23 protein-coding genes and 1 pseudogene are annotated in these 23272 nt (G+C 71.4%); 11 read left to right on the top strand and 13 right to left on the bottom strand.

The genetic code is table 11. From position 1 onward, the window contains the following. Positions 1-27: 27 nt before the first annotated feature. The 4 genes from ACBJ59_RS24525 to ACBJ59_RS24510 are packed head-to-tail and all read right to left on the bottom strand — an operon-like array spanning position 28 to position 3857. Positions 28-627: an ATP/GTP-binding protein gene (locus ACBJ59_RS24525; RefSeq protein ID WP_375112574.1), complete on the bottom strand. Its 600-nt coding sequence runs from the start codon at positions 625-627 to the stop codon at positions 28-30. Further along, the gene (locus ACBJ59_RS24520; protein ID WP_375112573.1) at positions 608-1006 is read right to left on the bottom strand and encodes a DUF742 domain-containing protein; all 399 of its coding nucleotides are present in this window, start codon (positions 1004-1006) and stop codon (positions 608-610) included. Before ACBJ59_RS24520 ends, ACBJ59_RS24525 begins: the two co-directional genes overlap by 20 nt. Next, positions 1003-1434, bottom strand: coding sequence for a roadblock/LC7 domain-containing protein (locus ACBJ59_RS24515; protein ID WP_375112828.1), 432 nt, complete (start codon positions 1432-1434; stop codon positions 1003-1005). The genes ACBJ59_RS24520 and ACBJ59_RS24515 overlap by 4 nt, the downstream gene beginning before the upstream one ends. Further along, a complete protein-coding gene (locus ACBJ59_RS24510) occupies positions 1434-3857 on the bottom strand; it encodes a nitrate- and nitrite sensing domain-containing protein (protein ID WP_375112572.1) in 2424 nt (807 codons plus the stop codon). The genes ACBJ59_RS24515 and ACBJ59_RS24510 overlap by 1 nt, the downstream gene beginning before the upstream one ends. A gap of 64 nt (positions 3858-3921) precedes the next feature. On the opposite strand from ACBJ59_RS24510, the gene ACBJ59_RS24505 reads away from it, so the two are divergent. Further along, on the top strand, positions 3922-5079 hold the full coding sequence (locus ACBJ59_RS24505) for a DUF4240 domain-containing protein (RefSeq protein ID WP_375112571.1): 1158 nt from the start codon (positions 3922-3924) through the stop codon (positions 5077-5079). On the opposite strand, the gene ACBJ59_RS24500 is transcribed toward ACBJ59_RS24505, so the two are convergent. Further along, positions 5080-6438 (bottom strand): protein kinase, encoded by a 1359-nt coding sequence (locus tag ACBJ59_RS24500; protein WP_375112570.1) that lies wholly within the window; start codon positions 6436-6438, stop codon positions 5080-5082. It lies immediately after the preceding gene. Positions 6439-6681: 243 nt separating this feature from the next. Between ACBJ59_RS24500 and ACBJ59_RS24495 the strand changes: the two genes are divergently transcribed. The 3 genes from ACBJ59_RS24495 (at position 6682) to ACBJ59_RS24485 (ending at position 8562) form a co-directional block, all read left to right on the top strand. Next, the gene (locus ACBJ59_RS24495) at positions 6682-7122 is read left to right on the top strand and encodes a hypothetical protein (RefSeq protein ID WP_375112569.1); all 441 of its coding nucleotides are present in this window, start codon (positions 6682-6684) and stop codon (positions 7120-7122) included. Positions 7123-7262: 140 nt separating this feature from the next. Beyond that, complete coding sequence (locus tag ACBJ59_RS24490; protein WP_375112568.1) at positions 7263-7832, top strand: hypothetical protein; 570 nt, start codon at positions 7263-7265, stop codon at positions 7830-7832. Positions 7833-8202: 370 nt separating this feature from the next. Further along, positions 8203-8562 carry a YciI family protein gene (locus ACBJ59_RS24485; RefSeq protein ID WP_375112567.1) on the top strand — a complete coding sequence of 120 codons (360 nt, stop codon included), beginning with the start codon at positions 8203-8205 and terminating at the stop codon, positions 8560-8562. Between the two features lie 21 nt (positions 8563-8583). On the opposite strand, the gene ACBJ59_RS24480 is transcribed toward ACBJ59_RS24485, so the two are convergent. The 3 genes from ACBJ59_RS24480 to ACBJ59_RS24470 form a co-directional block, all read right to left on the bottom strand. Next, a complete protein-coding gene (locus ACBJ59_RS24480; protein ID WP_375112566.1) occupies positions 8584-9792 on the bottom strand; it encodes an RNA polymerase sigma factor in 1209 nt (402 codons plus the stop codon). Between the two features lie 145 nt (positions 9793-9937). Continuing rightward, complete coding sequence (locus ACBJ59_RS24475; RefSeq protein WP_375112565.1) at positions 9938-10585, bottom strand: hypothetical protein; 648 nt, start codon at positions 10583-10585, stop codon at positions 9938-9940. A 428-nt stretch (positions 10586-11013) separates the two neighbouring features. After that, entirely contained in the window at positions 11014-11601 is a 588-nt protein-coding gene (locus ACBJ59_RS24470; RefSeq protein WP_375112564.1) for an SDR family NAD(P)-dependent oxidoreductase, read from the bottom strand. 39 nt (positions 11602-11640) lie between these two features. Between ACBJ59_RS24470 and ACBJ59_RS24465 the strand changes: the two genes are divergently transcribed. From ACBJ59_RS24465 to ACBJ59_RS24455, 3 genes and pseudogenes are all read left to right on the top strand, one after another. After that, the gene (locus ACBJ59_RS24465) at positions 11641-12354 is read left to right on the top strand and encodes a histidine phosphatase family protein (RefSeq protein ID WP_375112827.1); all 714 of its coding nucleotides are present in this window, start codon (positions 11641-11643) and stop codon (positions 12352-12354) included. Positions 12355-12636: 282 nt separating this feature from the next. After that, a pseudogene (locus ACBJ59_RS24460) lies at positions 12637-12909 on the top strand (hypothetical protein); the annotation flags it as partial. Between the two features lie 94 nt (positions 12910-13003). Further along, positions 13004-13171, top strand: coding sequence for a hypothetical protein (locus ACBJ59_RS24455; protein ID WP_375112835.1), 168 nt, complete (start codon positions 13004-13006; stop codon positions 13169-13171). A gap of 168 nt (positions 13172-13339) precedes the next feature. Here the strand turns inward: ACBJ59_RS24455 and ACBJ59_RS24450 are convergent, their stop codons facing one another. Together ACBJ59_RS24450 and ACBJ59_RS24445 are read right to left on the bottom strand one after the other, a co-directional pair. Beyond that, positions 13340-13720 (bottom strand): hypothetical protein, encoded by a 381-nt coding sequence (locus ACBJ59_RS24450; protein ID WP_375112563.1) that lies wholly within the window; start codon positions 13718-13720, stop codon positions 13340-13342. Positions 13721-13731: 11 nt separating this feature from the next. Beyond that, complete coding sequence (locus ACBJ59_RS24445) at positions 13732-14454, bottom strand: SDR family NAD(P)-dependent oxidoreductase (protein WP_375112562.1); 723 nt, start codon at positions 14452-14454, stop codon at positions 13732-13734. Between the two features lie 101 nt (positions 14455-14555). Here ACBJ59_RS24445 and ACBJ59_RS24440 point away from each other — a divergent pair, with 101 nt between their 5' ends. Together ACBJ59_RS24440 and ACBJ59_RS24435 are read left to right on the top strand one after the other, a co-directional pair. Continuing rightward, positions 14556-15392 (top strand): helix-turn-helix transcriptional regulator, encoded by an 837-nt coding sequence (locus ACBJ59_RS24440; RefSeq protein ID WP_375112561.1) that lies wholly within the window; start codon positions 14556-14558, stop codon positions 15390-15392. Positions 15393-15713: 321 nt separating this feature from the next. Continuing rightward, complete coding sequence (locus ACBJ59_RS24435; protein ID WP_375112560.1) at positions 15714-16178, top strand: hypothetical protein; 465 nt, start codon at positions 15714-15716, stop codon at positions 16176-16178. A gap of 203 nt (positions 16179-16381) precedes the next feature. On the opposite strand, the gene ACBJ59_RS24430 is transcribed toward ACBJ59_RS24435, so the two are convergent. Genes ACBJ59_RS24430 through trpB form a run of 3 tightly spaced genes read right to left on the bottom strand, consistent with a single transcriptional unit; the run spans position 16382 to position 19151 of the window. Then, positions 16382-17137, bottom strand: coding sequence for a GntR family transcriptional regulator (locus tag ACBJ59_RS24430; protein ID WP_375112559.1), 756 nt, complete (start codon positions 17135-17137; stop codon positions 16382-16384). Further along, positions 17134-17949: a tryptophan synthase subunit alpha gene (gene trpA, locus ACBJ59_RS24425; protein WP_375112558.1), complete on the bottom strand. Its 816-nt coding sequence runs from the start codon at positions 17947-17949 to the stop codon at positions 17134-17136. Before trpA ends, ACBJ59_RS24430 begins: the two co-directional genes overlap by 4 nt. Next, entirely contained in the window at positions 17946-19151 is a 1206-nt protein-coding gene (trpB, locus tag ACBJ59_RS24420) for a tryptophan synthase subunit beta (protein ID WP_375112557.1), read from the bottom strand. Before trpB ends, trpA begins: the two co-directional genes overlap by 4 nt. 290 nt (positions 19152-19441) lie before the next feature. Here trpB and ACBJ59_RS24415 point away from each other — a divergent pair, with 290 nt between their 5' ends. Continuing rightward, positions 19442-22252, top strand: coding sequence for a BTAD domain-containing putative transcriptional regulator (locus ACBJ59_RS24415; RefSeq protein ID WP_375112556.1), 2811 nt, complete (start codon positions 19442-19444; stop codon positions 22250-22252). A 333-nt stretch (positions 22253-22585) separates the two neighbouring features. Continuing rightward, positions 22586-23104 carry a pyridoxamine 5'-phosphate oxidase family protein gene (locus ACBJ59_RS24410; RefSeq protein ID WP_375112555.1) on the top strand — a complete coding sequence of 173 codons (519 nt, stop codon included), beginning with the start codon at positions 22586-22588 and terminating at the stop codon, positions 23102-23104. Positions 23105-23272 lie beyond the last annotated feature (168 nt).

Below are 23272 nucleotides of genomic sequence, written 5' to 3'. Positions count from 1 at the left end.
CGACCGCCGCCCGGCGACCGCGTCCGGTCAGGTCACGGGGTGCGGTGTGGCGCGGGGCTGGACGGCCATCAGCTGGTCGATCAGCGCCAGCAGCACATCGCGCCCCTCCCCGCGGTCGCGGGCGTCACAGAGCACCAGGGGCACCTGCGGATCGAGGTCGAGCGCCGTGCGGATCTCCTCCCGCGTACGGTCCCGGACGCCATGGAAGCAGTTGACGCCGACGACGAAGGGGACACCCCGGCTCTCGAAGAAGTCGATGGAGGCGAAGCTCACCTCCAGCCGGCGGGTGTCGACCAGGACGATCGCGCCCAGCGCGCCGTTGACGAGGTCGTTCCACATGAACCAGAAGCGTTCCTGCCCGGGCGTGCCGAACAGATAGAGCACGAGTCCGCTGCTGATGGTGATCCGGCCGAAGTCCAGCGCGACGGTGGTGGTGGACTTGCCGCTCACACCGTCCAGATCATCGACACCGACGCCGGCATGGGTCAGATACTCCTCCGTACGCAGGGGGGCGACCTCGCTCACCGCGCCGACCAGGGTCGTCTTCCCGACGCCGAACCCACCGGCGATCAGGATCTTCACGGCCAGGGGAGCGTCGTCCCCGTGGTCAGAGTTCCCGTAACCCATCCCGCACCGCCTCAAGTATCGCCATATCGGGGAGACCGCCTGCCTGCGTGAAAGCCAGCGGTGGCCGGGCTCGCAGCCGGCCCGACTCGATCAGGTCACCGATGAGAATCTTGGCCACCGACACCGGCAGGTTCAGCGCGGCGGCGATCTCGGCCACCGCCAGGGGCCGCCGGCACAACGTGACGATGGTGCGGTGCTCCGGCTGCAGCCCCCGATGACCGCGTCCCCTCTCCGCGGGGGCCCCGGACACCGCCGACATCACGGTGATCAGTGTCAGGTCGTCCCGCTCGGGAGCGGTTCGTCCGCCGGTGATCGTGTAGGGACGGACAAGGGGCTGGTCGGCGTCATCGTCGGCAAGCCCCTCCGTCCAGTGGTTCATCCGTGTCCTCCGATGTCACGGCCCTGCGGGGGGCGCGCGTCAGTGCCCAGGTTCTGTCCGACCTGCTGGATCAGGGTGTGCATCGCGACGCTCATGAGCTCGGCGTCGACCTCCTGGGAGGCGACCACGGCCAGGTGGGTGCCCCGGCCCGCGGCAGTGATGAAGAGCCACAGCTCCGCCATCTCGATGATGACCTGGTGGACCGGCCCGCCGCCGAAGAGCTGCCCGGCGCCGCGAGCCAGGCTCTGCTGGCCGGTGGCGATCGCGGCCAGGCGTTCGGCGTTCGCGCGTTCGATGGTCCGCGACCGGCTGATCACCAGGCCGTCGTCGGACAGCACGATGGCGTGCCGGGTACCCGCGACCTGGCTGACCAGGGCGTCGAGCAGCCAGTCCAGGTCCGTGTTGGTGGCGGTGGTGCGCTGCGTCATCATCGATCTTCCGTCGTCGGGGAAGTGGGTTCGGCCGATCCGCTCGGCCCGGTCTGGGCGTCGTCATCGGTGCGGCGCCTGCGGGACTGCCGTTGGAAGGCGCCGATCATGGCGCTGGATCGGCCGGGCTGCTCGCGGACGGCCCAGCTCTCCTGGTCGCCGCGGTCATTCGGGTCCGCCGGGACCCTGAGCTCCTCGGCCAGGCTGGCCTGGCGCACCCGCCGGGGCAGCGGCCGGGGACCGGACGAGGCCGGTGCCCCGCCCCGATCCGGCGATCCCGCGGGTGCGGTGACGGAAGCCATCGCGCGTCCTCTGGTGCGGGCCGGCAAGGCGCCGTCCCCGTGCGGCGGCCGGGCCTGAACGGCGGCGGCCTCCTGGGGGACCTCCTCGGGGAGCGTGGCGGGGCCGGGCTCGGCGGGTGGGCGGTCCACCACCAGCGCTTCGGGGAGGAGCACGATGACCCGGGTGCCGCCGTAGGCCGACGAGCGCAGTTCCACCTGCAGGCCCAGGCTCGCAGACAGCCGGGCGACCACGTACAGGCCCAGACGCACGTCGTCGGCGTGGGTCATCACGTCCAGCTGCGGCGGCGCCTGCAGCAGGGCGTTGACGGCCTCGTACTGCTCGGGTTCCATGCCCAGGCCGCGGTCCTCGATCTCCACGGCGACGCCCCGGCTCACCGGTGCGGCCCGCACCTCGACCGGGGTCAGCGGCTTGGAGAAGGCGGTGGCGTTCTCCATCAGCTCCGCCAGGACGTGGATCAGCGGTCCCACCGCGCGCTCGGCTATCCAGGGCTCGTCCTCGACGTCGATCGAGATCCGGCGGTAGTCCTGGACCTCGCTCTGGGCCGCGCGCAGGATGTCGAGCAGCGGTACGGGCCTGCGCCAGCGGCGCTGCGGCTGCCCGCCGCCGAGGATCACCAGGTTCTCCTCGTAGCGGCGCAGCCGGGCGGTGAGGTGGTCCAGGTCGAACAGCCCCTCCAGCACCTCGGGGTCCTCGTGCCTGCGCTCCAGCTCGTCCAGCTTCTTCAGCTGCAGGCCGATGAGGATCTGGGTACGGCGCGCGATGCGCTGGAGCATGCGCTGGAAGCCGCGGTGCTGGTCGGCCTGCCGCACGGCGGTGCGGACGGCGCTGCGGCGGGCCATGTTGAGTGCCTGGCCGAGCTCGCCGAGCTCGTCGCCGGTGGGCTCGATCACGCGTACTTCCGCGTCCACGTCGACGTCCTCGCCGCGCTCCAGCCGGGCGACCACGTCGGGCAGCCGCTCCTGGATTTCGTGGGCGTCGTGGCGCAGGTGCAGGATGCGCCGGCGGAGAACGGCGGTCAGGCGCCAGCTGGTGACGACCACCAGGCCCAGAGCGAGCAGGCCCACGCTGGAGATGCTGACGAAGACCGTGAAGATCATGTCGGCGTGGCCGTAGCCGATCCTGCTGACATGCTCGAAGCGCAGGCCGAGAAGTTCGCGCAGTTGCGCGGTGAGCGCCTCCAGCGCCGAGCGCCACGCGGCGGCGTCGTCGCGGAGCCGCACCTGATCGCCCTCGGAACTGCCCGCGGCGAGCGTCAGCCGCCCTTCCACGGCGGTCATCGTCTGCCACGCCCGGCCGTCGGTGAGCTTCGCGTACCGGGTCTCCTCGCCCGCGAGAGCAGGCAGCACGCGGGCGTGCATGAGGTGGTTCCTGGTGCCGATGGCCTCGGCGGCGAGGCCGTACTCGGTCCGCGTCAGCCGTCCGGTCTCCCAGCCGCGAGCCAGAATGGCGTCTTCGCGGCCGACCATGTCGATGATCCAGAAGAGGTCGACCAGCGTCTGCGCCTCGGTGTTCACCTGGCCCTCGTCGGTGTTGCTGAGGGCGGTCAGCACGCTGAGGTCCGACTCGAGGACGCCGCCGTAGTAGTCGAACGCCTCCCGGCCGCTGGACCAGCCCGCGTCCACCGCCCGGCGCTGCTGGTCGAGAAGGCCGAGGTCGCGTTCGGTACGGGAGACGGCGTCGGCGAGCCCTTCCTGCGCGACGGCGACGTTCAGGGTCGCCAGGGGGCGGAAGGCGCGCACGGCCCGGTCGGTCGCCGCGCGCTGCTCGGCGAGCCTCTCACGGGCCGCGCTCCCAGGGTTGGCCTGCACCTTCGCGGTGAGCCGGCGCTCCTGGTCAAGGGCGAAGAACAGGTCGGCCGCGGGCCTGCCGGCCGTCGCGGTGGCCAGATCCATCTGGGCCTTCTCCGCCCGCCATTGCGTGAACAGCTGTGACATGCCCGACGCCAGCAGCGGGGTGAACGTCACGCTCGGCACGATCACCATGATGATCAGCACGGTACGCAACCGCAGCCGGCGGGCGCCGGCCGGTCGTCGCGGCCCGTCGGTGATCGACTCCGCCGGCTCGCTCTCATCGTTCAGGGCCTTCGTCCGGCGCTGCCTGCCCCTGCCCCATCCAGCCACGTGCAGGACACTCTCCTCGCCGGTCGGTGAAACCCAAGACGAAAGATCTCCACACAGGTGATCGGTGCCCGATCGTAGCCATCCGGCAGTTGACCCGAAAGACCCCGTTGCGGCAGCCCGGCTCCTTTCCCGGCCGCCGGTCCACCCCGTCACCGCGCTGAACTGCGGTCCGTACGAATTCGTTGTCGATCCAGGTTCGCCGAATGCCATGCTCGAGCTCATGGACATCGACGGTTTCTGGGAACTCGTGGAGCGCACCGCCCAGGAGACCGGCAACCGGCAGGAGCGACTGGACCGGCTTGCGCATCACCTTTCACGCCTGCCGGCCGAGGAGATCGTGGACTTCGAGGCCTGGTTCACGATCTGCGCCAACCGGGCCTGCTCCTGGGACATGTACGCGGCGTGCTGGACCATCACCGGCTCCGGGTCGTCCGATGGTTTCGAGTATTTCGTGGACTGGCTGATCAGCCTCGGCCGCGATTCCTTCGACAAGGTCGCCGACGTTCCTGATCGGATTGTGCAGCTTCCGGAAATACAGCGGCTCTTCGAGCTGTCGCGGAACTTCTCCCACGAGCGGACCTCGGCATCCAGGGATGGCAGGTTCCGGCTGGGGCGGGTGACGCGGATCCGGCGTCAGGTATGGCCGGACGATGATTATCCGGAGTTCGAGTTGTTCTCGTACGTGGCCTCCAGCGCGTACCGGCGGGTCACCGGTGTGGAAACGGCCCACGTGGGGGAAGCCGTCCGGGCGCGGGGAATCGACAGCAAATTCCCCTTCCTTTCCTTTGTCGCTGAGCCCGATGGCCAGGAATGGGATTTCAGCGACAGGGCGGAGTTCACGCGCCGCCTTCCGCGCCTCGCCCGCCATCGTGGGCTCAATGACGAGCCGGACGAACCGGACGGACGGCGCTCCGACGGCCCGCGCGTCAAACGGTGGCCTCGGCTTTCCTTCCGGGGAGACGAACGGACCCGCGCATGGTTGTTCCGCCGTAAGGACGGGGACAGGATTTCCGTGCGGGACCGGCGTCACCTGCGCTGCGAGTTCGGTATCGAGAAAACGTGCACGTGGCCGGCAAAGGACAACTGCTTCTGTGCGCCCCGACTTTGCACCCGGGGACAGCCGCTTGCCGTACGCGTACGCGCGTGGCCAGTGCCAGAGCGCACCGTACCAAGGTCTCCCAGCCGCGCTCAGACCCTCCCGCGAACCGCATCCGCTTTCTGATCACTTGCGCCCTTTGCCGGCGCCCTTGCCCGGTGAGCGCAGCTTGTGCCCGAGTTCGACCTCGCCCTTCTTGCCGGTCTTCTTGGCCTGGCCCGGTGGCAGGGATGGCGCCGCGGATGGCGCGGGCGGTTCGGCCTGGTGCTGGGCGGTCGGCGTGCCGCGGGTGACGGCTGCGGGCCGCGCCTGCAGGAGTGCGGTCGATGGCGGCGGGGCCGAGGTGGTGGGGGTGGCGGCGGGTACCCGCCGCTCCGCGGTGGGCGCGCCGGCAGGCCGGCTTGGCCAGGAGGTGGCTGCCAGCACGGCGGCGACCAGGACGGTCGCCGCCGCTGCGGGCCGGAGGTGCGTGGTCCACGGCCGGCGCCCGGCCGGATCGGCGGCCGGCCGCATCCGGGAGGGAGCCTTGCGGGCGGGAGCCGGCGTGCGGCTTCCCGCGGGAGCGGAGCCGGCGGGGCGGCTCGGCGGCGGCGCCGGGGCGGGTACGGCCATATCCACCGCTGTCACTGCTGGTGTCACCGGCGCTGCCATCGGAGCCACGGCGCCGGTGACGGGCATTCGATCGAGGGAAAGGGAGCTGATGCGGTGCAGGTGCCGGCGGGCGTCGTCGATGCCGGTGCGGCGGTCGGGGTCCTTGTCCAGCAGGCCGGTGATGAGGGGCGCCAGCGGGCCGGCGAGGTTGAACGGGGCCGGCTCGGCGGTCAGGACGGCGCTGAGGGTGGCCAGGGCGCTGCCCTGCTCGAAGGGGCAGTGGCCCTCGACCGCGGTGTACAGCATGACGCCCAGCGACCACAGGTCACTGGGCGGGCTCGGAGCCGCGCCGCGGGCGCGTTCGGGGGCGATGTAGGCGGGAGTACCGACCACCAGGCCCGCTTGGGTGTGGCCGTCCGGCTGCCGCCGGCTGGTGGCCAGGCCGAAATCGGTCAGCACCGCGTGGTCGCCGTCCAGCAGGACGTTGGCGGGCTTGACGTCGCGGTGCACGATGCCGGCGGCGTGCGCCACCTGCAGCGCCTCCAGCACCTGCAGGCCGATCCTGGCCACCGCGGTCGGCGCCAGGGGTCCGCGTGCGGCCAGCACGTCGGCCAGGGTGGGCGCGCTGACCAGCTGCAGGACGATCCACGGCCGTCCGTCGGCCACCACCACGTCGTAGACGGCTGCGATGTGCGGATGGGACAGCCGGGCGGCCAGACGGGCCTCGCTCATCGTACGGCGCAGCAGCGCCTCGCGCTCGGGCTGCGGCCGCTGGTCCAGGGTGACCTCCTTGACCGCGACCGGGCGATCCAGCAGCTCGTCGTAGCCGCGCCAGACCCGGCCCATGCCGCCCCGGCCGAGCTCGGCCTGCAGCCGGTAACGACCAGCGAGCAACCAACCCTTGTATCCCTCCGCATCGGCCATAGCGCGCGCCCTACCCGATCAACGCCTGCCCATGCGCGCGCACGACAGCGTGCCGACGATAGCGGGCAAGGACGGCGGGTTTGGATCGCCGTTGCCGGTGCGGACCGTACGCAAGCTTGGACAATCGTCGTCTGGCCATGACACACCATCGCCGCCTGCCGGGTCATGGTGGAGAGGTCGGGAGGTGTCCGGACCATTCGGAGGAGTCTTCGCATGGACACGATGACGATCCGTACCTCTATCGCGCTGCTGGCCGCGGCCGCATTCGCCGCCGGCGGTCCCTCGACGCAGGCCGTCGCCGACGCGCCGGCACAACCCGCCGCTCACGCCCCGATCGCCCCGAATGTCCCGATCGCCCCGGCCGCCTCGCAGCCGATCGGTGCCGGGCTGTACGAACCGCTGCCCGCGGATGCGATCCACTGCGGGCCCGGGCCGGGCGGTGACGTCTTCGCGGTGGTCCGCCTGGACGGCGAGCCCCATCCCGAACTGTGCGCCATCGCGCAGAACGTGGCCAACGCCTGGGCAGGGGCCAGTGGCAGCCCGGTCACGGTCTATGTGGACGGCAAGGACTGGACGTGCAACGAGCGCCCGACCGGCCCCAACACCTACACCGAGTGCGTCAGCGGCGCCATGAGGGTGCAGATGCGCTCGTGACCGCGCGGGAAGGCGGCGAGTGCTCATCTGGTGTGGCGGAGGACGTCGACTGCGCTGGGAGCGGGCCGGCCGCCTTCGGTGCGGATCGATGAACCTGCTCCCACTGGCGTGGATCGGAGTTTGCCGGTAGATCACACTCCATGGACTGGTGGGCAAACCTTCTGCAGGGCGGGATCAGCGCTGTCATCGGCGGCATCGTGGCAGCCCTCACCGCTTGGGCGGTCGTCGCCGGCACGGGGCGGCAGGCGCATAGACAGGCGCTGATCATCGATGCCAGGAACGCCGCTCGAACGCTGATTCGTGACACCGAGGCGCTGATGCGTGCTGTCATGCGGCTGAGCCGTTCGCCTGAGCGGCGTGACCGGCGGGAATGGCTGCTCCAGCTGGACGAGGCGCGGGTGGCCTTCTTCAACAGTTGCGCGGTCAACATAGCGACGATCGCGGCGGTGGATGAGGGGTTCGAGCAGCGCTTGTTCCGGCTCATGAACGAGATCCACGAGGAGATGACGGGATTCAAGCCACCGTGGATGCACTCGCGTTCCTGGCGCGGCGCGCAACGCCGGATGGCCGGCCGGCCCGATCCCGAACGCCGGACGCCGCGCTTCGAGACACTCACCGGCACTCTTGTGGAGGAACTCACGATGTGGCTGGCAGGTCGGCGTCCCGTTCCCTCGAATCCGCCACCTCGAACGAGAAGGCAAGACCAGTGACCATCCCAGACACAGCCGGCGAACCGCAGGTCGGCGATGCCGGTACTCGACAGGCCAATCGAGAAGCCGCAGCGCCTGCCTGATCCGCCATCCCCGGCCCCTGCTGCCCCCGGAACTGCCGGCCCACCAGCTTGGCGAGGCCACCCCGGTGCCGCACCGGCGGCGGCCTGCTCGCCTCCGGCGGCCGCTACGAATTCCCGCCGCCGCGCCTGGCCGACGTCCCGACGAGCGCCTCGGGAGGTCACGCACACGGCGCCCGGAGCCGTTGGCCGCCGAAAGTTCGGCAGGAAATTCGGCTGGACCTGTCGAGGACCGGTGCCGGCCGTTCGTCACACGGACGACAGAGCCCTTCCAGCCACGAGGAGTGACGATGAAGTACGCGATGCTGATCTTCGGCGACGACCGCGAGTGGACCGCGCTGTCCCCGGACGACGAGCAGGACGTGATGAAGCAGGTCTACGAGTGGTTCGAGCGGTGGCAGCCGACCGGCAGGATCGCCGACGGCGGCGCCGAGCTACAGCCCCGGGACGCGGCGAAGACAGTGCGCGCCGGCGCCGGCGGGCAGCCGGTGATCACCGACGGGCCGTACCTGGAGCTCAAGGAGGTCATCGGCGCGATCGTCATGCTGGAGTGCGACGACATGGACGAGGCCACGCGGATCGCGGCCACCTGGCCACTCGCCGCCGGGATGAGCGCGCTGGAGGTCCGTCCGGTGATGAGCCGCGAATAGCGGTGAGGCTGGGCGCCGGTCTCACAGCCGGCGCCTCAGCTCGCCCACCCGACGCGACATCAGCTCGCGTTCGGCCGGGTTCGTCGCCAGCTCCAGAGCCCGCTCCGCCGCCGTCAGCGCCTCGGCCGGACGGTCGAGCGTGCCCAGCAGGTCGGCCCGGGCGGCGTGCCACAGGTGGTAACCGGCAAGCCGGTCCCCGAGCGCGTCGACCTCGTCCAGCGCCGGGGCCGGGCCCACCGCGAACCGCGTGGCCACTGCCCGGTTCAGCAGCACCACCGGCGACGGGTCCAACGCGTACAGCCGGTCGTACAGCGCCCGCACGTCGGCCCAGTTGACGGCCTCGTACGAGGCGGCCAGGGCGTGTAGCGCGGCGATGCCGGCCTGCAACTGGTACGGCCCGGGCCGGCCCCGGCGCACCGCCGCCCGCAGTCGCAGCGCCGCCTGTTCGATCGCCGCCCTGTCCCACAGCCTCCGGTCCTGCCGTTCGAGCAGCACGATGCGGCCCCACGAGTCGAACCGCGCGGCGGCGCGGGCGTGGTGCAGCTCCAGCAAGGCGGCCAGGCCGGCGGCCTCCGGCTCACTGGGCAGCAGCGCGGCGAGTTGGCGGGCCAGCTCGACCCCCTCGCGGGCCAGCTCGCGTCGCTGGGCGGACCGGCCACTGGACAGATACCCCTCGTTGAACACCAGGTAGATCACCGCGAGCACGGCCGGCAGCCGGTCGGCGTACTCATGCGGCTGCGGCACCTCGAACCGGATGCCGCGCTCCCGCAGCTGGCGCTTGGCCCGGGAAAGCCGCTGCGCCATCGTCGGCAGCGGCACCAGGAACGCGGCGGCGATCTCGGCCGTGCTCAGGCCGCCGGCGGCGTACAGCGTCAGCGCGACCCGGGCCGGCTCGGCGAGGTCCGGATGGCAGCACGCGAAGACCATGGCCAGCCGATCGTCCACGCCCGGTTCCGGCGGCGGTTCGGCGGCCAACTGTGCCGCCTTCCTGCGGCCGACGGCGTCGCGGCGCAGCCGGTCCAGCGCCTTGCGCCAGCCCGTGGTGACCAGCCAACCGGTGGGGCTCTCCGGCAGACCCTCGCCGGGCCAGCGCTTGAGCGCCTCGGCCAGCGCGTCCGCCAGCGCCTCTTCGGCCCGGTCGAAGTCGCCCAGCCGCCGGCTGAGGGCGCCGAGCATGCCGGCCGCATCCGTACGCCAGATCCGGTCCAGCAGTTCCGCCACGTCGTCCACCGCACCAGGGTGCAATACCCGCGGGACCGAAGCACCCCTTCCCGTCGCGCGATCCGCAAGATGGTTCCCGGTGGCGAAGCAAGCTCATGCCACTCCCGTGGTTACGGTGATCCGCCACCCGGCGGTCCGGGGAAGAGGCGCGGGGTCATTCGTCGTCCGGATCTGCCGGCTCCACGGTCGGTGCGATCTGCAGCGGTGTCGCGGCCCCGCCGGCGATCTCGCGCCCTTGACTCAGGGTGTGGTCAAGCTGCCTGGCCAGGTGGGGGAGGGTCGCCGGAGGCAGGTACGCGTCAGCGCCGGCGTCGAGTAGCCGTCGGACCGGGCCGTGGTATCGAACTCCGAGTTCGGGGTCCTCGATCTCGGTGACGACGACGCGAGCTTTCGGGAACATCGACCGGAGCGCTGCGATCAGCTGCGGGCTGCCTGCGGGCACCAGCAGCACATCGGCCGTTGCCGGAGCCGCATGCATGTCGAGCACCACGTAGTCGGCCCCGAGCTGGGTGGACAGCGCAACCCGAGCCACGGCCGGCAGCTCCATCGCGGTGGCCACGACTGTCACGCTCTCGTGGTCGACCGGTGCTTGATCGTCGGCCTCGTCCGGCGCCTCGCGATCGACGACGGCGCCTTGGACCACGTCAACGGTGCTGGAGATCGTCGCGATCGACGCGCCGTCACGCGTGAGAACCACGTTCTCACCAGGCTCGAGGGCGTCGATCAGCGCCACGACGTCTTCGGGAAGGCGGCTCACGTCGATGCGCTGCGTGGAGCGTGGGGCGCGTTTGCGGATCACCATGCCTGGGGCACGCTCACGGCTGCGAGGACAGCCCGCGTCATGGGCGGCCCCGGTCGTCTGGTGAAAGGCCCGTCCACGGGGACACGGTCGCCCGCCCCGACGCTGCCGTCCAACCAGATGATCACATGAGTCCCTTCCGATGCCGGGATCTTGTTGGATGCCACGACACGACCATTGGTTCGAGGCTGCGCCGGAGTTTCTCTCATCGTCCAGGTCCGCGCCCGTCGGCGGCGACGCGAAGGCGGCCGGGCGTGCGGTCGTTGCGTGGATGAGATTGCGGCGGCCGCGATGCTCTTGAGGGTCGCGGTCAGTTCGGGGTGATCATGGCCAGGACGTGCCGCGGGAGGGCGTTGACTTCCCCCTTCCGGCCGGTTCAGCCTGCGTGCCGCAGGAGCGAGCGGGAACTTGACTGAATGCCGGCGCCGGGTTCAGCCGGTGAGGTAGCCGCCGGAGGCGTCGATGTCGGTGCCGAGCACGGCGCTGGCGTCCTCGGAGGCCAGCCACATCACCACGCGCGCCATCTCCTGCGGCTGGACGATCCGCTTGATCGGGTAGTCCCGCGCGATCTCCTCGTACGTCATCCCGAACGCCTCGGCCGCCCGACGGAGCATCGGGGTGTCGACCGCACCGGGCGCGAGCGCGTTGACGCGGATGTTCCTGTCGGCGTACTTCAGCGCGGCGACCATGGTCAGCGAGGCGACGGCGTGCTTGCTGGCGTTGTAGGGCGAGATGGTGGCGAAGCCGACCTCGGCGGAGATCGAGGCGGTGTTGACGATGATGCCGCCCCGCTGCTCGACCATGTGCGCGAGCTCGTACTTCATCGCCAGGAAGACGCCGGCGGCGTTCGTGCGCCACACCTGCTCGAAATCCTGCAGCGTCTGCTCGTGCAGGGGCGCCGCCCGGGGGCTTTCGATGCCGGCGTTGTTGAAGCCGATGTCGATCCTGCCGTAGGTGCGGACGCAGGCGCCGACGAACGCCCGCAGGCCTTTCTCCGGCTTTTCGGGTGTCCTGGGCATGCTGCCCCTGTGGATTCCGATCATGGAGGTCAGGTGCGTATGGGCAAAGACAATCTTCTTCATCCGCGGCGTCTGTGGCTCGTCATCGTCGCGCTGGTCATGGTGAGCGCCATGGGTTGCTCCGGCGGCCCGGAGGATCGCGACGGCGCGCGGGTGGCCACGGGCGGCGCGTCAGCGACAGCCACGCCGACGCCGGGCGGGAGCTTCGGGACGCCGGGAGGAGAGGCCCTGACCGGCCGGGCGTTGCTGGAGGCGCTTCGGGACGGTGGTTACCATGTCGTCTTCCGGCACGCGGCGACCGACCATTCCACCCCCGATGCCGGCGACGTCGATCTCGGCGACTGCGGCACGCAGCGGAACCTGTCGGACGCGGGCCGGGCCGACGCCCACGCGATCGGCCGGGCGTTCCGCGACCTCCGCATCCCCGTCGCGGACGTGCTGACCAGCCCCTACTGCCGCACGAAGGAGACCGGCAGACTGGCTTTCGGGCGGGTCACGGCCACGCCGGAGCTGGAGCGCCTGTGGCCGGAGGACGAGCCCGCCGACCGGCTGGCCGCCCGCCGCCTGGAGCCGCTGCTGCGTCAGGCTCCCGCGTCCGGGCGGAACAACGTGCTCGTCGTCCACGGCCACTACACGCGCGCGCTGGACGGGATCGAACTGGCGGAGGGCGAGGCCGCCGTCTACCGGCCGGGGACGGGCGGGCCCGTGCGGGTCGCGAGGGTGCTCGCCCGTGCCTGGACGGAACTCGCCTGATGCGCGTCAGGAGTCCTCGCGCGAACACGCCCCACGCCACCGCGACGGACAGCGCGACGAGCGGCGTGGTGCCCGTACGCGCGAGCACGGCGCCCCCCGTACCCGGCGAGGCCGAGCAGGAGTTGCACGCCCAGGACAGTGACGACGTCCAACGCCGGGGATCCGGCATCCGCGCCCGCCCCCGCGTCCGGCCATCGGCGATCCGATGGCTCACCCGAAGTCCGCCTATTGGTCCTCGGCCTGCGGACCGTGCTGTGATCCCCCTGGCTGCGGGAGAAAGGCATGATGAGCATGCGGGACCGATGGGACATCGATGACGGCCGGACCCCGACGGACCGGGGGCACCGACCTGCGGCGTGCCCGGCCGGCGGGAGCGCCGGCCCCTACCACGTCGGTTTCGTCGTGCCGGACATCGAGGCCGCCATGCGTGACTTCAGCCGCACGGTCGGCATCGAGTGGAACGCGGTGCGGGAAGGACGGCTGGGCGACTGGGCCTACCGCATCGTCTTCTCCCGGTACGGTCCGCTCTACACCGAGCTGATCGAGGGGCCCGCGGACAGCCCCTGGGATCCCGGCCGGGAGGCCCGCTGCGACCACATCGGATTCTGGGCCCGCCAGGATCGACGACTGCGCGGCCCGTCTCGCCGAGATGGGCTGGCCGCTGGACTTCGACGCTCGCCCGTACGGTCGCCCCTTCACCTACCACCGGATGACGGGCCTGGGATTGCGGCTGGAACTCGTCGACGTCTCCGTCCAGCCGGAGTTCCTGCGCAACTGGGACCCGGACGGGCGGCCCATGCCCGCGCTGGACTGCTGACCCGACCGCGGCGGGCGACGAACCGGCCCGCAGGGTGGCGGGGGCGCTCGCCGCGCTGGACGAGGGGGTGGCCGCCTCCCTCGGGCTCCCCCCTCGACCCGTGCTGGGACGATCTGACGAACGGCACGCTGGTCGCGCCGGCCGAGCCCGGGATCGGGGCCAGGCGGCTCAGGAGGGTCCGTGCAGCTGGCGGCGAATGGCATCGATCGTCGTCTCGGGCGAGCTGTTGAAGAAGAACCGGATCCCGGGTGAGGCCCCCACCAGCACGTTGATCAAGCGCTCGAAGAGGATGGTGTGCTCGGGCGCCACGCGCAGGCCGGCTCCGATCCCGGCCAGGTCGAAGGATGCCCGGGACAGTCGTTCGCGGACGGTTTTCTCGGCCGCGTCCGGGTCGGCGTCGACCAGGCACAGCTCGGCGTCGAAGCCCGCCGCCAGCAGCGCCCTGTGGCCCTGCTCGATCCGAGCGGTGAGCGTCGCCTCGTCCAGGCCCGGATGCAGGCTGTAGTCGAGCTCGCGGGGATGGAGGCCGATCGTCAGGATCTTGGTCATGGTCATTGCTCCTACCACGGGACAACGCCGTCGCGATCGAAGAACCCGCCGGTCGATCCGGCCGCGTCCAGGGTCGCCAGCCGGATGATCGCGTCGGTGCCCTCGGTGAGGGTGTGGATGCCGGTGTGCTGGTTCATGTCGGTGGCGGGGAAGCCCGGGTCCGCTGCGTTGATCTTGAAACCGTCGAGGGCGCGGGCGTACTGGGAAACGATCATATTGAGTGCGGTCTTGGACGAGGCGTAGGCCAGGTTCAGGAAGCCGGACTCGGGGCGGGCGGGGTCGGCGGCGTGCGCCAGCGAGGCCAGAGCGCTGGACACCATGACGACGCGAGGCCGTGCGGACCTGCGCAGCAACGGCAGGAACGCATGCGTCACCCGTACCTGGCCGAACACGTTGACCTCGAACACCTGCCGGACCGCGTCGACCCCGGTGCCGGCCGGATCCAGCACCGGGCTGCCGATCCCGGCGTTGTTGACCAGGACGTCCAGGCGATCCACGCGGGCGGCGACGGCCTTGGCCGCTGCCGCGACGGACTCGTCGCAGGCCACGTCCAGCTCGACGAACTCGAGGTCGAGCCCCTCGGCGGCCAGTTCGTCCACCGTACGCATGCCGCGTTCCCGATCCCTGGCGGCCAGGAAGACCCGCCAGTTCCTGCCGGCCAGGCGGCGCGCGGTCTCGCGGCCCAGCCCCTTGTTCGCTCCGGTGACCAGCGCCACCGTGTTCGCGTCTGCCATGACTCGATGATCGGTACGCGCCGCCCTGCCCCGCCAGGACCGGTGAGCCATGGGACCGGCGGTACCACCCCGCCGTGCGATCTTTGCGGCACGATGGAGAGGTGAACCGCGCCGAACTCGCCGAGGTGCTGCGTCGCGCACGTGACCGCGTGCGACCGCAGGACGTCGGGCTGCCGTCCGGGCCGCGCCGCCAGGTGCCGGGCCTGCGCCGGGAGGAAGTGGCCACGCTCGCGGGGCTGAGCGTCGACTACGTGGTCCGGCTCGAGCAGGGGCGCGGCCCCCGGCCCTCGAGCCAGGTCGTCGCCGCGCTGGCCCAGGCCCTGCGGCTGAACGACGACGACCGCGATCTCGTCTTCCGGCTCGCGGGCCACCAGCCGCCCCAGGCCGGGCGCGTGGCCATGGTCGTACGCCCGAGCGTGCTTCGCCTGCTGGACCGGATGTCGGACCTGCCGGTGCTCGTGCTGTCGGCGAAGGGCGACGTGCTGGCCTGGAACCCCCTGGGCGCGGCGCTTCAGGGCGACATGTCCGCCTGGCCGCAGCGCCGGCGCAATCTCATCTGGCAACGCTTCCTCGGCAGCAGCCGTTGCCAGGCCGGGGCGGACCCGGACGAGGACGAGGCGGCCGCGCGCGCCGCGGTCGGCACCCTGCGCGCCGCCCAGGCCCGCTACTCGGACGATCCCGACCTGAGACGGTTGATCGCCGAGCTGCGGCGGGGCAGCCCGGCCTTCGAGCAGCTCTGGCGGGAGGCACGTTCGGTGCCCTGGCGCAGCGCGACCAAGTCCGTCAACCACCCCGAGGTCGGCACGATCACGCTCGACTGCGACACCCTGCTGCTCCCGGACACCGATCAGACGGTGCTCATGTACTCGGCGGAGCCGGGAACCCCCGAGGCGACGGCGCTGGACCTGCTGCGGGTGGCCGGGCTGCAGCGTCTGTGAAGGACGCCGCGGCCGGCCCGGCGGCGAACAGGACGAGTTCGGCCGGGGGGTCCAGCACCTCTTCAATGCGAGCGCTGATCGTCAGCGCACCAGCCGTGCATTTCCGAGGTCAGCCGAGCCAGTCCGTGAGACGTCCAGGCGGGTGAACGGCTCCTCCTCGATCCGCCGATCCGTACGGGCCGGAATGGTAGGTGTGAGCCGCTGCCGTCTCCCTCGCCGACCCCATCCCCCAGCAGCAGACCATTCAGCCGGTTGAAGGTCATCAAGCCACGTGAGCCGGTAGGCTGACCGCGATCGTCTGCGACGGTGAAGGAGCCGTATATGACCGCCGACCCCACGATGGCCTGGATCGGCCAGGGGGTGGAGTTGCATCACCACCAGGGCCGGCGTGAAGCCGCTCGCGAGTTGTTCGCGCAGATCTGGGACGACATCGGCGGCGAGCAAGGCGACCCGCTGCATGTCTGCGTTCTCGCCCACTCGATGGCCGATGTGCAGGACGACGTGAACCAGGAGCTGATGTGGGACCTGCGCGCGCTCGCCGCCGTCGGCCAGATCACCGATGAGCGGGTGGCCCAAGCCGGGGTGCCGCTTTCGGTGGCCGGCTTGTATCCGTCGTTGCACCTGAACCTGAGCGAGTGCTATCGCAAGCTGGGCGACCTCGACCGCGCCCGTGAGCACCTCCAGCATGCGCGGGACGGGATCGGCGCACTCGGCGACGACGAGTACGGGCAGCTCATCAAGAGCGGGCTGGAGCAGGTGGCCGAACAGCTGGGTGAGACCGTCTGACCCTCAGCTCGCGTGAGCTCTGGGCCTGCTTGGCCCAGGGCTCCCCAGCTTGTCGCTTCATGAGGCGGCGAGAACGGCTTCCCGAGCGAGATCGAACAGGCTTGCTGGAACCCCGGGATCCAGAAGGGCCGCAACGCGACGGCCAAGGCAAGGTCCGCGAGAACCTGCTCGTCGCCACGGTGGGACAGGCCGCACACGGGTTCTCAGCTGGTGGCGCCCCAGGTGAGGGACAGGCCGGTGGCGGCGCGTTCGGTACGGATCTCCATCATGCTGCCGAGGATGGTGGCATGGTCGGACACCACGGGCGTGGCGTCGAGGGTGTAGGTGATCCGGGTGCTGACGAGCACCGGGCTGCCCTGCGGCTCGTGGAGGTGGCGGGCGGCGGCGGGGTCGAGCAAACCGGGCCGGACCACCTCGGACGCCCGGGCGACCGTCACTCCCGCGTCGGCGAGAGCCGTGTAGAGGGAGACGGCGGTGAAGTCACGGTCGCGGATCTGGTCGGCCACCGGCCGGCGGACCCAGGACACCTGGTGTACGGCGGGACGTCCCGCGAACTCGCGGACCCGCTCCAGCCGCAGGGCGGTGTCGCCGGGACGCAGCCGCAGGTCCGCGGCGATCCGGGCCGGGGCCCGGCGCACCGCCCGCCCGGCCACTGCGGTGCGCACGTCGTGGCCCTGTTTACGCAGGTCGTCGACCAGGCTGCGGAGCGAGTCGAGCTGGTACGCCAGGTGCGGCGGGGCGACGAACGTACCTTTGCCGGGCTGCTGCACGATCAGCCGCTCGTCGCTGAGCTCCCGCAACGCCTGGCGCAGCGTCATGAGGGTCACCCCGTAGGAGGCGCTCAGCTCCCGTTGCGGCGGCAGGGCCTCACCGGGGGAGTAGTGTCCCGACCGGATCTTCGCGGCGAGGTCGGCGGCGATGGCGCGGTATCTCGCCTCGTGCCCGGCGTCGGGGGTCATCGTGATCGGTCACACTCCTGGTCGAGGGCTTGCCGCAGGGTAGCGAGGAAGGCCCGCAGGTCGTCCGGCCCACCCCCGTCGAGCACCCGCCGCATGACCGCGGCGCCGACCACCACGCCGTCGGCGTGCCGGCGGGCTTCGCGTGCCTGGTCCGGGGTGGAAATGCCAAATCCTAGCAAGACCGGCCGGTCGGTGACGCGCTTGATCCGCCCGGTGAGCTCCGCCGCCGAGGCGGCGAGGTCGGCCCGCTCGCCGGTGGTGCCCATCAGCGACACCGCGTAGATGAATCCGCGGCTGCGGCACGAGATCTCGGCCAGCCGTGGCTGCGGCGTCGCCGGCGACGCCAGCAGGACCAGCTCGATCCCGGCGGCGGCGGCCACGTCCGTCAGCTCGTCCGCCTCGTGCACCGGCAGGTCGGGGACGATCACGCCGCTGATGCCGGCCCGGCGCAGCGCGGCGCAGAACGCCTCGGGGCCGTCGTGCAGCACCAGGTTGTAGTAGGTGCTGGCGACCAGTGGCACGCCCAGGTCCGGCATGCCGGACAGGTCGGCGAGGATCCGGCGGGTGCTCGCCCCCCGGGCCAGTGCCTGGGCGCTGGCCTGCTGGATGGTGAGGCCGTCCAGCGTGGGGTCGGAGAAGGGCAGGCCGACCTCGATCGCGTCCGCCCCGGCGGCGGCGAACGCCCGCAGGTAGTCCGTCCAGCCGGGCGTGATCCCTCCGGTGACGTACGGCATGAGCAGGCCACGGCCGGTGTCCCGGCGGGCACGCAGGTGGCGTTCGACCGCGCCCGCGGCCAGGGTGGGGTTCGTCACAGCAGCTCCTTCAGGGTTGAGACGTCCTTGTCGCCCCGGCCGGACAACGTCATCAGCACCGTCGATCCGGCGGGCAGCTCGCCGCTGCCCGCCGCGCTGATCACCCAGGCGAGGGCGTGCGCCGATTCGAGCGCCGGGACGATGCCTTCGGTACGCGCCAGCCGTACCGCCGCGCCGATCGCCTCCTCGTCGGTCACCGTGACGTAGCGGGCCCGGCCCAGCTCGCGCAGGTGGGCGTGCTCGGGGCCGACGCCCGGGTAGTCGAGCCCGGCGGCGATGGAGTGCGCCTCGACGATCTGCCCGTCGTCGTCCTGCAGGAACAGCGAGCGGCAGCCGTGCAGGACGCCGAGCCGGCCGCGGGCCGCCCCGGCGCCGCCCTCCGCCTCGACGCCGACCAGGCGCGCCGGGGTGTCGGCGAATCCGGCGAACGTGCCGGCCGCGTTGGAGCCGCCGCCGACGCACGCGACCACGTGGTCCGGGACGCCGGTCCGCAGCTCGGCGGCGAACTGCGCGCGGGCCTCGTCGCCGATGACCCGCTGCAACTCCCTGACCATCCATGGGTACGGGTCCGGCCCGACGACCGAGCCGATGCAGTAGTGGGAGTCGCCGGTCGCGCCCACCCAGTGCCGCATGGCCTCGCTGGTCGCGTCCTTGAGGGTACGGCTGCCCGTGGTCACCGGGATCACCTCGGCGCCTAGCATGCGCATCCGGAAGACGTTCAGGGCCTGACGCTCGATGTCGCGCTCGCCCATGAACACCGTCGCCTCCAGCCCGAGCAGCGCGGCGGCGGTCGCGGTGGCCACCCCGTGCTGGCCCGCACCCGTCTCGGCGATCAGCCTGCGCCGTCCCATCCGGGTGGCCAGCAGGGCCTGGCCCAGCACGTTGTTGATCTTGTGGGATCCGGTGTGGGTGAGATCCTCGCGCTTGAGGTACAGCTGCACGCCCAGCGCCTCCGACAGCCGGCGGGCCGGTGTGAGCGGGGTCGGCCGCCCGGCGTGCACGGCGAGCAGCCGCGCCAGGGCGCCGCGGAACCCCGGATCCGCCCAGGCCTCCCGGAACGCCTCGTCCACCTCGCGGCACGCCTCCACCAGGGACTCCGGCGCGTACCGTCCGCCGTACTCGCCGAATCGGCCCCGCGCTCTGGGCTCGCCCATCGTCCCGTCCAGCGGGACCGGCTCACGCCACGGCAACACGTCTCGCATGCCATCCTCCTATCGTTCTATAACTCTATGAGGAGTTCTATAACAGTGAGTGTGACATGGACGGCGTGAACGCGCCACCCGGTGCGTGTACGGGCAGCCTTGCCAGGCGGCCCCAGACGTGAAGTCCGTGGAACCCAACCCGATGGGGACGTCGACCCGGACGGGGTCTGCGGGTGACACCACCGTTCCAGCCGCGAACGGAACCAGGTGCAGAACGGCCCGAAACGCGCCTCCGCCGTATCAAGAGATCGTTACTCTTCTAGATCCGGTGACGAAGGGGAGCGCTCCGAATGGGTCTGGAGATCAGATTCCTTGGTCCGTGGGAGATCACGACGGGTGACCATGTGGTCAAGCTGGCCGGGCAGCGGCGGATCGGGGTGCTGGCCAGGCTCGCCCTGGACGCAGGCCGGCCGGTCCACACCGAGCGCATCCTCGCCGACGTGTGGGCGGACAGTTCGGCGGCGACCGCGGCCAAGCAGCTGCACATCGTGATCTCCAAGCTCCGGGAGACGCTCGCTCCCCACGGCGGGGAGGAGATCATCGAGACCGTGCCCGGCGCCTACCGGCTCACCCTCGACCGTGACCGCGTCGACGCGCACGTGTTCAGCCGGCTGGCTCTGCAGGCGCGTACCGCCCGTTCCCGGAACAGGACGGCGGACGCCGACATGCTGTTCCGCCAGGCGCTCGGGCTGTGGCGGGGGCCGGCGTTGGCCGAGGTGGACGCGCCTTGGGCGCGGCTCGAGGCCGGGCGGCTGGAGGAGGAGCGGCTCGCCGTCCTGGAAGATCACGTCGATGTACGGCTCGCCGCCGGGGACCACCGTGCCGTGGCCGCCGAACTCGCCGGGCACGTCGCGGCACACCCGCTGCGCGAGCGGCCCGCCGCCCAGCTCATGCTCGCCCTGTACCGCGACGCGCGATCGTCCGAGGCGCTGGCCGTCTACCAGGACACCCGCCGGGCCATGGTGGAGGAGCTGGGCATCGACCCCGGCAACGAGCTGCGCCGCCTCCACCAGGCCATCCTCGCCCGCGACCCGGAGCTCGACCTCAGGGTCCCGGCGCAGGAGGTCACGCCGGCCGAGCCGATCGTGCCCGCCGAGCTGCCCGCCGACACCCACGCGTTCACCGCCCGGGCCGCCGAGATCGAGCGGCTGCGTTCCGCCCTCGTCACGGACGGCGGGTCCACGATCACCGTGATCGACGGTCCCGGCGGCATCGGCAAGTCGGCGCTCGCCGTACACGTCGCGCACACCGTCGCCGACCGTTTCACCGACGGCGTCGTCTACGTCAACCTGCACGGATCCACCGCCGGGCTCGCCCCGCTGACGGCCATCGAAGCGCTCCGCCACCTGATGCGCTCGCTGGGCCTCGACGGCACCGCCGTGCCCGCCGACCCCGGTGAGGCCGCCGCCCGCTACCGCTCGCTCACCGCGACCGGCAACCTGCTGGTGATCCTCGACAACGCCCGCGACGCACGTCAGGTCCGCCCGCTCATCCCAGGCGGGGCGGGCTGCCGGGTGCTCATCACCAGCCGCGCCCCGCTGTCCGTCCTGGACAACGCCCACCACCTGCACCTCGGCACCCTCGCCGACGCCGACGCGGCCGCGCTGCTCACCCGCGTCGTCGGCGCCGACCGGGTGCGCGCCGAGCCGGAAGCGGCGGCGGAGATCGTACAGCTCTGCGGCGGCTTCCCGCTCGCCCTCCGCATCGCGGGCGCCCGGCTGGCGGCCCACCCCACCCGGGCGATCTCCGATCTGGCCGTACGGCTCGCCGACGCCACCCGCCGCCTGGACCTGCTGGAGTACGCCGACCTGGCCGTACGCGCCGGTATCGCGGTCAGCCACCAGCACCTGCACGAGGAGCCGGCCGGGCGGGACGCCGCCCACCTCCTGGCCCTGCTCGGCCTGCTCGAACTGCCCACCCACACCCCCGCCGCCACTGCCGCCCTGGCCGGCTGGCCGCAACACCGTACAGAGGCCGCCCTGGAACGCCTCCTGGACGCCCGGCTCCTCGAACCCGCGGGCCACGACCGGTACCAGTTCCACGACCTGGTCCGCCTCTACGCCCGGGAACTGGAACTCACCGCGGAGGAGCGGGCAAGCGCGATCCGCCGCGCTCTGCACCACTATCTGGCGACGGCGAGGCAGGCCGAGGGCATGGTGGGTGCCACCGCCACGAACTTCGACCACGTCCCCGCCGAGCAGCCCGGGGAGGAAATCACCACCCTGGAGGCCGCGAACGAGTGGATCGAGCGCGAACGGTACAACCTGCTGGCCGCGGTCCGCCAGGCGACCGGTGACCTCACCGATCAGACGGCGGCCGCGCTCGCGAACGTCACCCAGTGGCTGTTCGACCGGCGAGGCTGGTTCTCCGAGCTTGTCGAGGTCAGCGAGGAGGCTTTGCGAGGTGCCGCCGAGCTGGCGGACTGGCCCGGCAAGGCGCTCCTGCACCAGGGGCTCGCCTCCGTCCACCACCAGCTCGGACGCTTCCAGGAGGCCCTGGACCACCTGGAGGAGGGGCTGGCCTGCTGGGACCGGGCCGGACTGCCGGACCGGAAGGCGGGGATGTACAACGACCTCGGAACCGTCTACGCCATGATGGGCCGCAACGACGACGCCCTGGCCGCGCTGGAGCACGCGCTCGCGATCGTCGAGCGTACCGGCCGCGTCGACCACGAGTCCTACGTCCGCAACAACCGGGTGCACGTCTACTACCGTCAGGGGAGATTCGAGGAAGCCGTGGAGGAAGCACGGCATGCCGTGGCCATGACGGAGAAACTGGACGACATCGGGGGCCTCGGCATCGTCCATGACACCCTGGGCGACGCCTACCGGGCCGGCGGCATGCTCGTCGAGGCCGTAGCGGAATACCGCCACGCCATCGAGCTCCAACGTGAGGCCGGCTTCACGCTCTACACCGCCGTGTCCAGCTGGTGGCTCGGCCGCACCCTGCACGACCTGGGACGGCCGGAGGAGGCATGGGCTTCCTGGCGGGTGTCGCTCGACCTGCTCCACGAGGCCCGCCTCCTGACCCCTGCCGAGGTGGCCACCTACCTCGCACAGCCCGTCCCGGACACGCCGGAACCCATCAGGAACCAGCTGTGACGCACTCCGGATGCACATCGAGATCCCGGACGGCGGCCACGGCGTGGTCGATCGACCGCGGCCTCTCCGGCGCCACCCGCCGCACCTCACGAGCGGCCGCCACCCCAGCCACCAGACTGGCGTCCGTCATCGAGACCACCTGACCGAACGCTCGCCGATCTGGGCGGCTGGGGACGAGCTCCGGCGAAGGACGCCGGCCAGGCGGTTCGGCGGCGTCCTCAGGACGGATGAAAAAACATGACATAGGACGTCGGGTTTTGGATCGATCATGGGTGCACCGGTCGGCACCGATGTGGGCATGGACCGGGGCCCCACCGATGGACAAGGACCGCAATGCGCGAAACACCAGAGGACCTCAAAGAGCTTCAAGCCCTCCTGGACGCCTCGCTCTCCCGCTCCACCTCGCACCTCCGCTCGATCATCAACACCGAGCGCACACTGACCGCGGAGCAACTCACCCAGGTCCTCACCGGCATGTGCACCCTCGCCCTGTCCACCGTGACGGCGAAGGGCGAGCCGCGGATCAGCGGCGTGGACGGGCACTTCCTGCACGGAAAGTGGCACTTCGGCACGGCGCGCGGCGCAGCCAAGGCCCGCCATCTCGCCGCCCGCCCCGCCGTCAGCGCCGCGCACATGCGCGGGGAGGACCTGGGCGTGTTCACGCACGGCACGGTGGAGATCCTCAACCCCCAGCGCGGCGAACGGGCCGCAGACTGGCCGGACCTGCGCGCCTACGTCAAGGACTTCTACGGCGACGACTTCTTCGACTGGGACAACGACGTGGTCTACTACCGGCTGCAACCGCACTGGATGACCGTCTACGCCCCCGACGCCGACAAGCTCACCTTGTGATGGGCGGCCGCCACGCAGTGGCGTGATCGGTTTGTTCGGCATGGGTGGATGCCTGTCCGCCCATGTTCTGCTGTGTTGCGAGAGGATGGACGAAGGTTGACCGCGTTCGTACGGGACGTTGCGAGCATGGGGTGCGAGGCCATCGAGGTGGTGGGGGCTCGTACCAAC

Origin of the sequence: Nonomuraea sp. MTCD27 (assembly GCF_041950495.1) — a bacterium.
Lineage (GTDB): Bacteria > Actinomycetota > Actinomycetes > Streptosporangiales > Streptosporangiaceae > Nonomuraea.
The sequence above is the reverse complement of the archived record's forward strand: the minus strand, read 5'-3'. Positions and strand labels throughout refer to the sequence as shown.

Excerpts from the sequence above, each read along its gene's own strand:
- ACBJ59_RS24525 (WP_375112574.1), bottom strand. The coding sequence starts at position 627 with ATGGGTTACGGGAACTCTGACCACGGGGACGACGCTCCCCTGGCCGTG.
- ACBJ59_RS24520 (WP_375112573.1), bottom strand. The coding sequence starts at position 1,006 with ATGAACCACTGGACGGAGGGGCTTGCCGACGATGACGCCGACCAGCCC.
- ACBJ59_RS24515 (WP_375112828.1), bottom strand. The coding sequence starts at position 1,434 with ATGACGCAGCGCACCACCGCCACCAACACGGACCTGGACTGGCTGCTC.
- ACBJ59_RS24495 (WP_375112569.1), top strand. The coding sequence starts at position 6,682 with ATGGACACGATGACGATCCGTACCTCTATCGCGCTGCTGGCCGCGGCC.
- ACBJ59_RS24490 (WP_375112568.1), top strand. The coding sequence starts at position 7,263 with ATGGACTGGTGGGCAAACCTTCTGCAGGGCGGGATCAGCGCTGTCATC.
- ACBJ59_RS24485 (WP_375112567.1), top strand. The coding sequence starts at position 8,203 with ATGAAGTACGCGATGCTGATCTTCGGCGACGACCGCGAGTGGACCGCG.
- ACBJ59_RS24475 (WP_375112565.1), bottom strand. The coding sequence starts at position 10,585 with ATGGTGATCCGCAAACGCGCCCCACGCTCCACGCAGCGCATCGACGTG.
- ACBJ59_RS24470 (WP_375112564.1), bottom strand. The coding sequence starts at position 11,601 with ATGCCCAGGACACCCGAAAAGCCGGAGAAAGGCCTGCGGGCGTTCGTC.
- ACBJ59_RS24465 (WP_375112827.1), top strand. The coding sequence starts at position 11,641 with ATGGGCAAAGACAATCTTCTTCATCCGCGGCGTCTGTGGCTCGTCATC.
- ACBJ59_RS24455 (WP_375112835.1), top strand. The coding sequence starts at position 13,004 with ATGGGCTGGCCGCTGGACTTCGACGCTCGCCCGTACGGTCGCCCCTTC.
- ACBJ59_RS24450 (WP_375112563.1), bottom strand. The coding sequence starts at position 13,720 with ATGACCAAGATCCTGACGATCGGCCTCCATCCCCGCGAGCTCGACTAC.
- ACBJ59_RS24445 (WP_375112562.1), bottom strand. The coding sequence starts at position 14,454 with ATGGCAGACGCGAACACGGTGGCGCTGGTCACCGGAGCGAACAAGGGG.
- ACBJ59_RS24435 (WP_375112560.1), top strand. The coding sequence starts at position 15,714 with ATGACCGCCGACCCCACGATGGCCTGGATCGGCCAGGGGGTGGAGTTG.
- ACBJ59_RS24430 (WP_375112559.1), bottom strand. The coding sequence starts at position 17,137 with ATGACCCCCGACGCCGGGCACGAGGCGAGATACCGCGCCATCGCCGCC.
- trpB (WP_375112557.1), bottom strand. The coding sequence starts at position 19,151 with ATGCGAGACGTGTTGCCGTGGCGTGAGCCGGTCCCGCTGGACGGGACG.
- ACBJ59_RS24415 (WP_375112556.1), top strand. The coding sequence starts at position 19,442 with ATGGGTCTGGAGATCAGATTCCTTGGTCCGTGGGAGATCACGACGGGT.
- ACBJ59_RS24410 (WP_375112555.1), top strand. The coding sequence starts at position 22,586 with ATGCGCGAAACACCAGAGGACCTCAAAGAGCTTCAAGCCCTCCTGGAC.